16 protein-coding genes are annotated in these 12,247 nt (G+C 45.8%); all 16 read right to left on the bottom strand.

Annotated features, from left to right (window positions below; translation table 11 throughout):
• Positions 1 to 578: 578 nt before the first annotated feature.
• On the bottom strand, positions 579 to 854 hold the full coding sequence (locus EO766_RS16880) for a hypothetical protein (RefSeq protein ID WP_287101612.1): 276 nt from the start codon (positions 852 to 854) through the stop codon (positions 579 to 581).
• Positions 855 to 1,061: 207 nt separating this feature from the next.
• Positions 1,062 to 1,898, bottom strand: coding sequence for a hypothetical protein (locus tag EO766_RS16875; protein WP_287101610.1), 837 nt, complete (start codon positions 1,896 to 1,898; stop codon positions 1,062 to 1,064).
• Between the two features lie 133 nt (positions 1,899 to 2,031).
• Entirely contained in the window at positions 2,032 to 2,469 is a 438-nt protein-coding gene (locus EO766_RS16870; RefSeq protein ID WP_287101608.1) for a hypothetical protein, read from the bottom strand.
• Between the two features lie 216 nt (positions 2,470 to 2,685).
• Positions 2,686 to 3,213 (bottom strand): hypothetical protein, encoded by a 528-nt coding sequence (locus EO766_RS16865; protein WP_287101607.1) that lies wholly within the window; start codon positions 3,211 to 3,213, stop codon positions 2,686 to 2,688.
• Complete coding sequence (locus EO766_RS16860) at positions 3,201 to 3,761, bottom strand: hypothetical protein (RefSeq protein ID WP_287101606.1); 561 nt, start codon at positions 3,759 to 3,761, stop codon at positions 3,201 to 3,203. The genes EO766_RS16865 and EO766_RS16860 overlap by 13 nt, the downstream gene beginning before the upstream one ends.
• Positions 3,762 to 4,214: 453 nt before the next feature.
• Positions 4,215 to 4,475: a hypothetical protein gene (locus EO766_RS16855; protein WP_287101605.1), complete on the bottom strand. Its 261-nt coding sequence runs from the start codon at positions 4,473 to 4,475 to the stop codon at positions 4,215 to 4,217.
• A gap of 97 nt (positions 4,476 to 4,572) precedes the next feature.
• Positions 4,573 to 5,622, bottom strand: coding sequence for a hypothetical protein (locus EO766_RS16850; RefSeq protein ID WP_287101604.1), 1,050 nt, complete (start codon positions 5,620 to 5,622; stop codon positions 4,573 to 4,575).
• Between the two features lie 870 nt (positions 5,623 to 6,492).
• Positions 6,493 to 7,122, bottom strand: a complete 630-nt coding sequence (locus EO766_RS16845; protein ID WP_287101602.1) for a helicase HerA domain-containing protein — start codon at positions 7,120 to 7,122, stop codon at positions 6,493 to 6,495.
• Complete coding sequence (locus EO766_RS16840) at positions 7,073 to 7,558, bottom strand: hypothetical protein (RefSeq protein WP_287101601.1); 486 nt, start codon at positions 7,556 to 7,558, stop codon at positions 7,073 to 7,075. The genes EO766_RS16845 and EO766_RS16840 overlap by 50 nt, the downstream gene beginning before the upstream one ends.
• A gap of 48 nt (positions 7,559 to 7,606) precedes the next feature.
• Entirely contained in the window at positions 7,607 to 7,855 is a 249-nt protein-coding gene (locus EO766_RS16835) for a hypothetical protein (protein ID WP_287101599.1), read from the bottom strand.
• 239 nt (positions 7,856 to 8,094) lie between these two features.
• Positions 8,095 to 9,660, bottom strand: coding sequence for a DNA polymerase (locus tag EO766_RS16830; protein WP_287101597.1), 1,566 nt, complete (start codon positions 9,658 to 9,660; stop codon positions 8,095 to 8,097).
• A 2-nt stretch (positions 9,661 to 9,662) separates the two neighbouring features.
• Positions 9,663 to 10,040, bottom strand: coding sequence for a DNA N-6-adenine-methyltransferase (locus EO766_RS16825; protein WP_287101596.1), 378 nt, complete (start codon positions 10,038 to 10,040; stop codon positions 9,663 to 9,665).
• A complete protein-coding gene (locus tag EO766_RS16820; protein ID WP_287101594.1) occupies positions 10,037 to 10,564 on the bottom strand; it encodes a hypothetical protein in 528 nt (175 codons plus the stop codon). Before EO766_RS16820 ends, EO766_RS16825 begins: the two co-directional genes overlap by 4 nt.
• Positions 10,565 to 10,694: 130 nt before the next feature.
• Positions 10,695 to 10,973, bottom strand: a complete 279-nt coding sequence (locus EO766_RS16815; protein ID WP_287101592.1) for a hypothetical protein — start codon at positions 10,971 to 10,973, stop codon at positions 10,695 to 10,697.
• Positions 10,974 to 11,001: 28 nt separating this feature from the next.
• Positions 11,002 to 11,193, bottom strand: coding sequence for a hypothetical protein (locus tag EO766_RS16810; RefSeq protein ID WP_287101591.1), 192 nt, complete (start codon positions 11,191 to 11,193; stop codon positions 11,002 to 11,004).
• 507 nt (positions 11,194 to 11,700) lie between these two features.
• On the bottom strand, positions 11,701 to 11,886 hold the full coding sequence (locus tag EO766_RS16805; protein ID WP_287101590.1) for a hypothetical protein: 186 nt from the start codon (positions 11,884 to 11,886) through the stop codon (positions 11,701 to 11,703).
• Between the last annotated feature and the right edge of the window lie 361 nt (positions 11,887 to 12,247).

Raw genomic sequence — 12,247 nt, 5'->3', positions numbered from 1 at the left:
CCTTTTCCCTCCCTGCCCCCCTAAAAACCCGAAAGACAGGGCTTAAAGAACCCCGGGGCTTCCGGGGCACACCTGTATACTTGCACAGGCACATAGTTGCGATTATTTGAAACAATTACACCTGCCGGCATGATTGTTAAAAAAGATAAGAAGAGATTAATATGAGCTTAGAATACCCTGGACATTAACAGTGCACCAGGCAGAGGCCGATGTAGACGCGAGAACAATAAAACCGGTCTCAGATATTTTTATCGGCGGGTTAAAATAGACATCTGAATTCAGGGAAAGGGCAGGGAGTGCCGGTATAACTCCTTCTGTATGACTTACAAAAACTATTGAATCATCGGGTGTTACTCCTGACACATTGCATTTACTGCTGTTTGCGTTGATGAAACTCTGTAAATGAACGTTTGTTATATAAAATTTTTTTCCAGCCGGAACGGTATATAATGTTGTATTGGTGTTATTTAAATCATAGACTGCAAATGAGATATATTTTGAATCGGGAGAAAAAGCAGGACTGCTGTTTACTTCAACTGCCCGCGCCTGATTTTTTACGCAGAATACAGTTAAAAGAACTATGATAAAAATTTCAAAAAGTTTACAAACACTGCTATTCCTGAATCCGAGATCAGCCATATTTCTCCCTGATATGAAAAAAATTCCGAATCTCTGAACATTTCACCATGAAAAATCGGAAATCCTGTTTGTTTTGATACGGTCTTATCTCCTATATAAACTGTAACGCCCGAGAGGTTACGCATTATCCAGCCAAACCTTGTTGTTTCCGCCGGCCAGAGTGTTGGAGTTAAATAATTTACTTTTAAAACCCCGGTTATTAGTTTTTGACTCATTCATTTATACCATAATGAAAAAGGATCATTAAGAACAGGTATTGCAGAAGGTGCGCCGGTAGCTGTTGGATTTTTACTTCTCATAATAAGGAAGTAAAGAATGACAATCCCGGCGATCCAATAAAGAGTCGTCTTTTTCACCAGTTTAAAAACCCGCGTTTTTTTCTGCGTCTTGCCGTTTTTCTCTTTTTCACGGCATGTCCTTTGTTATAAAAGCAATAAAAGGGCTGCGCCGCCGATTAACCCCAGTCCAAGAAGACCGCCGGCCCCCAGTCCGGGAGTCGGGGTATTGGCGAGATTAAGGGCGGGTTTTTTGGCAGCCGGGCCTGTTAAAGTCTGTACGGTCTTTGCAAGAGTTCCGGCGGTCCCTGCAACGTTTGTGGCTATTTTTCCGGCAGTTCCAACGCTGGATATTATCGATCCACCGAGGTTGGATCCTTCAATTATCGCATCCGTCACAGGTGTTGTGGCTATATCGGTAAAAGGGGTTGTAAACGCCCCGAAGGTATATGTTCCAGTATCAGCAGCCAGCGTTCCCGATGGTGCAGCATCCGCTACAGTTACGGCGGCGGGGGCTAAACCTGCTATAATCCCGGAAACTAATCCAGCGGTTGCAACTGCTGTGATTGCGATTCCCACGATAGGTCCGATTTTCATCATGACCGAATTAAACCCGGTTTCAGGTGTTGCCCAGGTCCACTTAAAAACCAGATTAGAAAAAAGCGGAATCGATTGTTGAGCAGGATCGGGATCCCAACCGTTTAAATAACTGGCGAGCGGACCGGTTTTGGTTGTGCCGTCCAGTTTTATCCATGTAGTTGTTGTATAATCTTGAACAAGGTTTACCCTGAAAACCCACGTTCCCGTTGAAGATAAAGGTGCAGGAGTTTTTTCCAGTAAACCGGTATTTATTAACCAGGAGGCGTACTGTGGGTATGTTGTTCCTGAAAATTCTCCGCTACCTTTGGCTAAAAATATGCTATTTTTCGGCCCTGCAATTCCAAAACCGGTCGGGGCGAAAAAGTCTTGAGGGTTATAAATCATTTCAATTCTTCTTTTATATGCGGGCAATCCCTGAGATCGGCTTTCACTTTTGTCAGGTTCCGTTCGATTTTTATGACTAATCCCAATATCAAAAGAAGCAATGCGTTTACAAGCGAAAAGTAATCTGTCACAATTACCCGATGAACCCCTCGAATTTCGCTATGGCTTCCGCAAGCGCGGTAACATTGATCTGCGATAGCAGGGTATTTGCATTTATGCCTATCTGGTCGATAAGGAATTGAAGATAGGCGTTTGTATCGTTCGCTGACGGAGGAGCGTATTTATTTATGAATCCTTTAAGGTCGAATCCGCGCCCCGCGTCAAGCTGTATTTGCCTGTAAAGGGCCGCCCAGCCGCTGTCCACGGTATCGAAGACCGCAAAGCCCTGTTCATCTTTTCCAATCGCCCCGCGCTGCCCGGCGTACATGAGATTACCAGGGTTATTATTTCTATTCGGCCTTGAGATCATACCTTTTACCGAGTTCAGGACGTTTTGAACGGACTGATTGTTTTCAGCAAGCGGAGTAATGAAAATGAAAAATAGAGCGATCCCGAATAGTACCAGGGGCATATGGCTGGCCCCTTTACTTTAGAGGTGCTCCGGTGGAATCCCGGTTAAAATCCTTGGCCACCGCGCCGAGCCCCGCGCTTGCCGCGTATATGCCCACGTGCAGCCAGTCGATCTTCCCGGTTGAGATCATCGGTATTATACCCATGAGTATCCCCAGAATCTGTCCGAATATGGTTGTCGCAAGGCTTGAGAACATAAAAAACCCCCTTTTTATTTTTATCTGTAAAGAACGGAAAAAGCCCCCGGCGTAGTCCCTGATGTTACCACGCAAATGCCCAAAGAAAAAGTATGATTTATTATTTGTACCTGCCCTACTGTATTTTCGGACAGGGTAAATTGATAACCGCTTCCGGGCGTTCCCGTACATCCTCCTGAAGCTATATTATAAAAAGCCGCAACCCACGCGCTTCCCGCCGTGCTAGTAATGACTCCGTTCAAGACCCCGCCCGTTCCTTTAACGGTTGTGGTGACGTTAGTCGAGATCACGGCGGCGTTGTTTGATACGCCATCTAAAAGAATGCCATTCGATCCGAGCGAAAGACGGGTAAATCCCGACGATGGTATATTATAACCCATCAGATAGCTTTCAGTCGGCGCGGCGGACGGCGCGGCGGCCACGACCGCCCCCGTTGAAAGTCCTGTTGAAGGTGGGTTATTGACGTTGCTTACACCTCCGGCATACGTCAGAGATGCGTGCCAGAAAAACCATAAGATAACAGCGAAGATATTTCTCAGGCGCGCCATGTCAGGACCTCCAGAACTGCGTTTGCCGAAGCCGATTGAAAAAAGATACCGTCGATATAGGTGTTTATATTGTCCTGAAAAATGCTCGCACCCTGCGGCAGCAGGATGTAATAAGTCCCGCTATCGCCAGCCTGAAATGCGATCTGTATATCCGCGTTCCGCGCCTTGATCATCATAGCCCGGACTTTTAGAGGGAGCGGGCATTTGGTTTCATTTGCGGCTCCGGCCCCGGCTACAGGCTGGTTTATGATCTGCGGCATCCGGGCGGTCGGCGTAAGCAACTGCAATATCTGATTAAGAATATTGAGTATGCCGTTTAAAAGCCGTTCGGTCGTGGTTTTATCGCCCTGAGGGTTGATCGGTTGCGTCCCGAAGTTTCCTGTTGTCATATAGACCCCGCCACCCTGTCCGCGAATACTTTTGTAAAGACCAGCACGACCAGAAGGATTATAAGGATCGGGAGAAGCGGCGTAACCGTTGCCGCGACCGTAGAACCGACGAAATTCCCGGTGGTTTTCCCGGTCCCTATAAACATCCCGGAAAACCATTGGCCCCATGTCTGCCCTGAAGCATTGGCCCCGGATGGCGAGGGCGCGGACGGGCCTATGGTGTTACCCGGCCCCGTTCCGTTCGGATCGACCCCGGACGCGTCAGGCCATTTATAAGTCCCGCTTAAGACCTCTACGGGGTTAAAAAGAAATGCCTCCAGATCGCTGCCAAGTCTCATATCACCCCCGGTGCTTCCAAAGGAACGCGATAGCAAGGAGCGCGAGCCCTATAAGAACCAGTTTCGAGTCCATGCCCGCCGTTTTTGGCGCGTTAGGCGTTCCTTTTGTAGTGTCGCCGAATATCGCATTGAAAGACGTTCCGGCGTTCGCAACCCCGGCGAGCGTCGTTGAGACGTCGGTTGAAACAGTCGACACGGTATCCGAAACGGAGTCAAATACCCCTGTTATATCATCGGCCAGACCCATTTTACGACCTCCTTTTCAGATCGTTTTTTAGAGTTCGACCGGGGTTGATTTCGCGCCCTTCTCGGCTTTGAACTGATCGGCGATCTTGCAACCGCAGGCGCGGGGATCGGTTGCCATGCGCGAGGTTATCGCGCCGTTCACGTCTGCGACCGTCATACCGTCGACCGAAACGGCTGAAAAGGCCACTTCCGGCGCATGATTTCTGTAGGCGCGGGCTTCTTCGATCGTATCGAAGCGGCCCATGAAGTCTTTCGTAAGGTTCGGGTTAATTCTGTAAATTTCTATCATAATTTGCTCCTTTGGTTTTATTAAAAGCCGGGGGCCAGATCATGACCCCCGGCCCGGAGGCCCCGGCGTGTCGGTGGGATCGCGCCGGAGTTTTCTCTTAAGGCTTCAGATCGCGGATGCTGTCGTAAAGGATCGACATCTGCGAGTACCATAGTGCTCCGGCGGTGCTGTTGATCCTCAGCTTTCCGTATTTAGCGGAGTAGAGCGCGCCGAGATAACTGCCGTCCTGCTCCTGCTTGCCGTAGCCGAGGAGATCAAGGTAAATATACCCGACAGGCCATCCGGTGTTGGCGGCCCTGAAATTGTTAAAGTAGTTAAGAAGAGCGTAAAGGATCGACTTGACCGGATAGCTGTTGTTTGTTTCGACGGAGATATCCGTAAGAGTTGTGTTTGTCGGTGTCCCGGTAAACGGCACGCCTACCGTCGCGTTGTTAGCCGTCTGCACCATAAGACCGGTGTAAGCGAGATCAGGCGACCTTTCCAAATCCTGAAAGAGCTGGTTCGCGAGGTTCGCGGGCTGGACATTCCCGATTTCCCTGACGTACCGGGGCTTGATACCCGCCGGGACGACCGTCTCTCTCATCTGCACAAATTCCATATCGGCAGTTGCCGTTACGCTTGAGGTTCCGACGGTTCCGAGAAGATCGGCGACCCCGCCCACGGTAATGGCCAGTTCGACCGACTTATATCCCCGGCCCTGCGGATCGAATACGGTATCGTAAGGATGGCGCATGGAGAAGTCAACGAAAGGAAGGACGTACAGCTGCGAATATGTGCCGTTCGAGGCCGCTACCGCGTCCTTCTGTCCATGCGTTCCGAATTCGATCTGATTAAGCCTGTAGAGGCCCCGGCCCGGAACATTCTTAAGGAAAAACTCGTTTTTGTCCGACCTGAAGGAAATGGCCTTGGTAAAGAGTAGCTCACCTTCCGCTATCGCTCCGGTGCCCGTCCCGACTGTAAGGGTAATATTTACCCTTATGATCGCGGCTATGATGGGGTTATTTACCGGGATCGGCGAATTGATGTAAGTGGGGCCGCCGATATTGAGGGCATATCCACGGAATATTTCGACCATTTCATAGTTGCCCCTTTTCTGCCCCTGAAGTATCGCTTCGTTCTGCCCCAAATCGGGCTGCGTTACTGGCATGGTATTTTTCTCCTTTAAAGTGTTTTGGCTTGTCCTCTACCGGGCCGCTACCCTTAAAGAGATCGATCTAGCCCTGAATCGCCTTGGCGACGAAAGGCTTTGTCACGGAAAACTGATTCAGCAGATAAATCCCCACAAGCGCGAAAAGCGTAGTCGAGACTATCAGTATCGCGTAATGCTTTATGTGCATGGCCGTACTCCTTTTAAAGTTTTTCTCGTAAAAGAAAAAGGCCATGCCGGGTATGCGGCCCCGCATGGCCTTAATCTCTACGAGTTCAAATTTAAAATCAGATTATATTAAAACTTAAATTCTGTCAAGCCGATTATGAAAAATATTTAGCCCTCTGATCTGATTATTCGGTCTGCACAGCCGGGGGAATTTACGGCTGTTTGAATTGCGCCGTATCCGGGATCGGACTACAAATGATTTAAAAACAATACATTCATACCCGGTTTTCTGGCAATAACTGAAAGCCTTTTCGTCGTCCGTAAACATACAGGGCGGGTAAGGACATCCGGCTCTTTTCATAAGGGTTTTGTATTCAGGTAAAGTCATATCCATTTTAAAACCTCGAAATGTGGGATAACAGCCAGCCGTAATAGGGATCGCGCCGCATCAGGAAACGGTACATGAACCAGAAGTAGCTGTACTGGTTTATGATTGCCTCTGCTTTAGTCTGCTCAATAATCATAAATCAACCTCATGTAAAAGCTTTAAAGCATTTTCCAGCATTAAATGAGATGAGGAGGTTCTCATAAAAATATGTAAAATTATCTGATCATTTTTTGATATGATAACTTGTTTAAATCCATCCCCGTACATTGGCCAATCTCTGTGATGTTTTTGAATATTCTCGATTATGATTTTTATCATTTTACAAACCCCCCCGCGAGTTTTTTCTTTTCGTATCCGTCCCGGTTGATCTCGATGTATTCCATTACCTCAAGGTTCCTGATCTCTTCCTCGATCTCGTAACCCGTTACATCCTCAATCCAGCCTATGTCCCGCCTCTCCGTTTGCCTGAAAGAGATCAGGTAATTCCATTGTGAGCGGACTGCGATATTGACGGTTGTCGGACGCTGTGCTACAAGTAAAATACTCGTTCCGCTGTGTCGGCCCCGATAGATCAAATCCTCGAAACTTTCAGGGGGGCGGCCCGTTGGCGGGATCACGCGCTGGCTTTCCTCGACCACCAGCAGGCTTGATGGACAACAGGCAATGAGATCACAACATTCATCAAAAAGACGGAGATCGGATACCCCGATCCTGAAGACTTTGGGGTTCTTCTCGATATGCTCCTTGATTTCGTCTATCGAGTCAAAGTGCTGAATACCGCAGTATTCGTCCTGTGGATCGATTACAAGAACGCGCTTGGCCTCCTTGATCTTCCGCTTCGTAAACTGCGATTTGCCAGTCCCCGTCTGCCCGAATATCTGATAAATATCGCGTTCAAACGGCTTTTTCAGTTTCCGGGGTTCCGCGCTGGCTTCTTTTTTCAAGAGCATAGATTAACTCCTTTTCGGCCCATATGGTCGTAATGTTTACACCGAATATCGTCAAAGCGACGTATTTAGGGTCAATCATGCCGAGGAGTTTCATCGAGGCCGCGAGGCTATCGCCGAGGATTTTTTTCTGTTTGGAATCGAGTTGGAAAACGTCGGAACCCGTCATGGCGCGCCGGACGTTGAAAGGAAGGGCCGCTATTTCCTGCCAGTTTTCACCTTTATAAAGTTCATCAAGGCCAGCAGTATCAGCTTCCTGTGGTTTATCCGATAGACTTCCAGGCCGAGGCTTTGCGCCTGACCCCGGAGGCCGCCCGCGTCCGCGCCTCTTTTCTTCATAGCCCGATAAAGGCGAACTGCCGCCTTTAGACCCTTCAAACTTTGGTACGCCGCCGACAGCCGCCGGAGTTGTTTCCTGACTTTCAATTCCCATAATGCGAGGCCCCCTTTTTTCGGCCCCGCATGGCCTTTGATTTTCATTTTATTTTTTTGGCAATCCGAAAACCGACTCGAAAAATCCCGCCGGGGTTTTGGGTTTAGGTTCGGGATCGTTTCCGCTCCCGGACGGTTTTATTTTTTCAAGAGCGTCAACGCGCGAGGTTAAAGATGTGATCGCGTCAAGAAGATCGGGATCGCCTGTTTCGCTTACTCCAAGTTCTTCGAGCAGGGCCGCCCGGTCGTCCGGGTTTTCCTTCAGATATTTTTTTAAAGCCTTGCGATCAAAAGCCATAAAACCCCCTTAACAGATTTATATTAAAATACTCGATAAAGATCGTTTCAAAGATCAGTTTTAATCTGTTACGTTTTGAAGCCGGGATTTTTCTTTTTTTCATTTTTAATTTCTCCATGAATTCATGCTATGAGAATTTTCACACATTGGGCAAATAAAATGCTCTTCAAAATCCCTTTTGAGAAAAAATATATGACAGACCAGACATTCAACCTTATGGAAAATATATCTCATTAATTTCATATTTTAAAATCCTTTATATTCCATGGTTCCGTCGATCCGTCTTTCAAGATCCTGCGCTTGCAGTATGATTTCCGGTTTTCTTTTGTTACCGTGTACCATTTATTAGCGATCCCGGCTATAGATTTTCTGGCCTCTCTAAAACGCATGGGTTTTTTAAAGACTGCTTTACCAGTCCTTATAAAATCCCCGGCAACATTTTTATTAATTCCCTTGGCCTTTTCTTTAACATTATTTTTATTATCTGTCAAGGTATATATTTTATTTCCGATAAATTGACATTTCCTGAATCTTCCCTCAAGTTTTATTTCGCCAAGATCTTTTCCTTCAGGTAATTCGTCCGATGTGAAAACGCTATCAGTATCACAGTAATAAGGTTCTACGCTCCGCAATTCTTTTAAAAGCCGTAAGCGGCCATAACTCGTAACGTAAGCCGCCCAAATTACATTGACATAACTGGCCTTGCTTTTTATTTTCAGATCGCGGTTATTGTATATCAGGGATAATTCCCCACCCATGCCGAATTTTCCGTAACAGGAATTGAGGAATAGTTTCCAAAAAACATCGTCGAGTTTATCGGCCCGGTTTTTGGCCTCAAGACGGGCCGCATAACAATAATCGACATATCCGGAAAAGGGTTTGCAGGTTTTTGAAAATTCAATAGCCCTTTTTACTCTAATAAGTCTTGCGCCGTCCGAAAGAGCCTGTCTAATTTCAGGATAACACCATTTTCCGGCGAGCCGCCCATAAGGATAAATGATCTCCGTATCAGTCCGTACAGGAACCGCGGTGATATAGTGATCACGGGGATATTCAATTTCAACCTCCGCTATGCCCTCTTTTTCAAAATTTGGTTTTTCGGTTTCGTAAAAAGTGTCAAGATCGGGATATAGGCCGTTTTTCATTACGGACGGGTAAAGGGAATTAATGTCATAGTAATTAATCTGACCCTCAATCTCTCCAAGCCGGAAAATCTCCACACGGCCCCCGTAATACCCGCCCCGGAAAAAATCCTGAAGATCGGCGGGGATCGAGTTTCGGGGGATTTTATAAAAACGCTCCAAAAGTTGTAACGTCATGGCCGGAAGGGTTGCCTTGCATTTTAATTTTAAATCTTCATAGCGGTCAATCATTGTCGAAACGAAACGCCAGACTATTTCAGTATCTGTCTGACAGTAATCAATATCATTAAAATTGCCGTTCACTTCTTTTTTCTGTAACCCGATAATATCACCCATACCCTTGACCCCAATCGGCCAATGACGTAAGCTATCATAAAAAGTAATGCCAGCACGGTCTCTAAAACTTCCACGGATCAGACCTCCTTTTGTGTACTGTAACGTTACCATCGAGCCAAGCCAATCCCCAAAAAGGTTTATGAGATCGTATTCGAGGTTACAGGCCCATACCTGGCAAGGCGGCAGTTCTTTAAGAAACGTCCACGCCTCAAGTCGCATATCAGGCCCGGTGAAAGTGTAATGCTTTTCTCCGTCGAAAAAATTTATAATCTGGACATGGCCGTTTGAGTCGTCTTCCGTGTCAAGGGCGAGGAGTTTAAATTTCATTTTTAAAATATCACTATACACGACGGAAAAGGCGCGGAATTTTTTTGATCATCGAATTTAAGCCGCCCTTTTATAAAACGTATTTCTTTAGCTTTCATTATAAAATCGTGCCAATAGCGCGTATCGGTTCGGGAAGGGATCAGCATTACGACAAGTTTACCTTTTTGCGCCTCATGATAGCCCTTTTCAACCCATAAGGGTAATACTTTTCCATAAGGCGGGTTTACAAAATTCCTTTTTTTCCATTCTATTGATAAACCGTCAAATGCCGGATCAGGCGGGCAAGGATCAAAGTCAAAAGAAAATTCCTTATTAAGTTCATCGTAAAATTTTACCGGGGTTTTCCAGTTCTGTCTTTGGCTTGAAAAATGAACGCTCATTTTCTCACCTCGATTGTGATATTGAGATCGTGCAGTTGTTTTTTCGTGCGCGAAAAATTTTTGCTGGCCTTTGTCTTAGACCAATCGACAATGTTTAACGAATATTGAGGACGATAACCACGATCATGAATAAGCCCAATAATGCGGCCCGTGATAACATTACCGATGTTCTGCTCGCCCTTGTCAAGGTCGATAATGCCCTTGATCCGTTTTTCCTTGTCCCGGTAATCTTTTCCCTTGATCGTAATGACAATTTGCTTTGCACCCTTGTAATTTTTTACGGCCAACCAGCCTTTGCGGTTAAGCGCGCGGGAAACGCTGCCATCCGTTTCGTCCACGTTTACCGTTACGATTTTACCCTGTTTATAGGCCCGCGCCGTCCGCAATTTCTGGCCCTTTTCTGTGTACTGGGTTTCGTAAACTTCTTCAATCGATGTTTTTCGTCTTTTTTGGAATCGTCCGGTTTTTGGGCTTCTGAAACGGGTAACTTTTTTAATAGTGTAGCGGTTAGGCTTTTTAGGCATTGGCGGATACCGTTAAACCCTGATATAATGGAATGCGGGGATATGTGAAAAGAGGCCCCCTTTAGATGCGGCGGCAAACTAAAGGGGATAGCGTCTTATAGCATATCCCCTTACGCCTGTCAAACGAATTTTAAAACGGGATGTCTCCGGAGCGGGGTTTCGGCTCGAAACGATAGAGGGCAACTTTTTCGCCGCTATCCTTGTCGATCCCCGTCCAGATCAGACCGGTTAGCTTCTCCGGGTGTTCATCACCGCTTTTAAGAGTTACGGGGACTTCCCGGCCAGCAAATTTTTCAGCATTCGGCCCCTGGACACGGACAAGGTAGCCGCCTTTCTTTTTGTCAGTTGAATACGTGGCTCTATGCCCGCCTTTTTTCGTTTCCTTCTTTTCCTCTTTTTCTTTTGCCATTTTTTTGGCCTCCTTGTGGTTTTTTTTATTACTTTGTAAACTTTTCCGGGTTTTCTTCCACGTATTTCGTTACCGCCAGCCGGATCAGATCCGCGCGGCCCTTTTTCTCAATCTTCCCCAGCCGCTTGAGATCGGTGATCATGCTCTTTTCCATGCGTAAAGCGATGACAACCGGCGATCCCTTCAGTTTTTTATTCATTTTTTTTTCACCCCCTTTCATAAACACCTTGAATTTTTGAATTTATAACAGATACTCTGATTGCAGAGTTCATGCGCTACATGGTGATTTGCATGAACACAAACTCGATCAGCACAGACCATGTAATGATCACATCTGATCTTATCGCTCTCAGCTTCCTTTTGAAAGACTATCCCTCCACAATAAGGACATTTTAGTCCTTTCATATCCGGGTTGGCTGAAAAAGAATACATATTACAGGCACGGCATTTGAAAGTGTTCATCTGTTATATCAAACCTCCTTTATGATTTATCATTTACATCATTTGAATAAAAATGACTATAATTCTGCTCTATATTTTTGTTTAATCTTTCAGTTTCTTCAATTACGGCTTTTCTCGTTAAAAATTTTGCAATAAGTTTACAGCGGCCGTTTCTGTGATAAAAAAGATTAAATATTCGCTGGCCACTTTGAGTTTTTAAAACTGTGATCTTCATAATTTTTCCCTCCTTTTGTTATATGTTTACAATTCATTTGAAAGTGTTCATTTATGATTTACCTGTATCAACCGCTTTTTGTGCCTGAATAAGCCCGTCATTAACTCCGATTAGATATAAAATTTCAAGATCAAGCTCAATCACTTTTAAATCTTTATCCGATATTTTATCAACTTTTTTGAAAAGTTCATTAAGACCTTTAAATATAGTTAACATCTGATAGTCTTTTTTTACCATATATTGCCTCCTTTTGTTAGTGTTCATTTGGTTTTCAACTCCTTTTCAAGCGAGTCGATAGATTCCTTAGCGCCAAGAAGATATATCTCCTGCGCGATAAGTTCAATCATGTATTCGTTTTCATTGTTTTTCTTGAGTTTTTTTATAAGACACTCAAGGTTTTCGCTTTTAACGACTCTCATTTTTCCCACCTCCTTTTGTTATATGTTTACAATTCATTTATAGCATTGTTTACAATCCCTGTCAAGCGTTATTTTTCCCCCCCGGCTTTTTCTTACCGCTCGCCCGACCGAAGGGAGGGGGCGGCGGGGTTCTTTAAGCCCTGTCTTTCGGGTTTTAAGGGGGGCAGGGAGGGAACAGG

The sequence above is a fragment of the Hydrotalea sp. AMD genome, assembly GCF_004100315.1.
Taxonomy (GTDB): domain Bacteria; phylum Bacteroidota; class Bacteroidia; order Chitinophagales; family Chitinophagaceae; genus Hydrotalea; species Hydrotalea flava.
The sequence above is the reverse complement of the archived record's forward strand: the minus strand, read 5'-3'. Positions and strand labels throughout refer to the sequence as shown.

Coding starts and splice junctions, on each gene's coding strand:
- EO766_RS16805 (WP_287101590.1), bottom strand. CDS start 11,886: ATGGTAAAAAAAGACTATCAGATGTTAACTATATTTAAAGGTCTTAAT.
- EO766_RS16875 (WP_287101610.1), bottom strand. CDS start 1,898: ATGATTTATAACCCTCAAGACTTTTTCGCCCCGACCGGTTTTGGAATT.
- EO766_RS16825 (WP_287101596.1), bottom strand. CDS start 10,040: ATGAGCGTTCATTTTTCAAGCCAAAGACAGAACTGGAAAACCCCGGTA.
- EO766_RS16830 (WP_287101597.1), bottom strand. CDS start 9,660: ATGAAATTTAAACTCCTCGCCCTTGACACGGAAGACGACTCAAACGGC.
- EO766_RS16865 (WP_287101607.1), bottom strand. CDS start 3,213: ATGGCGCGCCTGAGAAATATCTTCGCTGTTATCTTATGGTTTTTCTGG.
- EO766_RS16860 (WP_287101606.1), bottom strand. CDS start 3,761: ATGGTTTTCCGGGATGTTTATAGGGACCGGGAAAACCACCGGGAATTT.
- EO766_RS16810 (WP_287101591.1), bottom strand. CDS start 11,193: ATGAAAGGGGGTGAAAAAAAAATGAATAAAAAACTGAAGGGATCGCCG.
- EO766_RS16855 (WP_287101605.1), bottom strand. CDS start 4,475: ATGATAGAAATTTACAGAATTAACCCGAACCTTACGAAAGACTTCATG.
- EO766_RS16850 (WP_287101604.1), bottom strand. CDS start 5,622: ATGCCAGTAACGCAGCCCGATTTGGGGCAGAACGAAGCGATACTTCAG.
- EO766_RS16880 (WP_287101612.1), bottom strand. CDS start 854: ATGAGTCAAAAACTAATAACCGGGGTTTTAAAAGTAAATTATTTAACT.
- EO766_RS16815 (WP_287101592.1), bottom strand. CDS start 10,973: ATGGCAAAAGAAAAAGAGGAAAAGAAGGAAACGAAAAAAGGCGGGCAT.
- EO766_RS16840 (WP_287101601.1), bottom strand. CDS start 7,558: ATGGGAATTGAAAGTCAGGAAACAACTCCGGCGGCTGTCGGCGGCGTA.
- EO766_RS16870 (WP_287101608.1), bottom strand. CDS start 2,469: ATGCCCCTGGTACTATTCGGGATCGCTCTATTTTTCATTTTCATTACT.
- EO766_RS16820 (WP_287101594.1), bottom strand. CDS start 10,564: ATGCCTAAAAAGCCTAACCGCTACACTATTAAAAAAGTTACCCGTTTC.
- EO766_RS16835 (WP_287101599.1), bottom strand. CDS start 7,855: ATGGCTTTTGATCGCAAGGCTTTAAAAAAATATCTGAAGGAAAACCCG.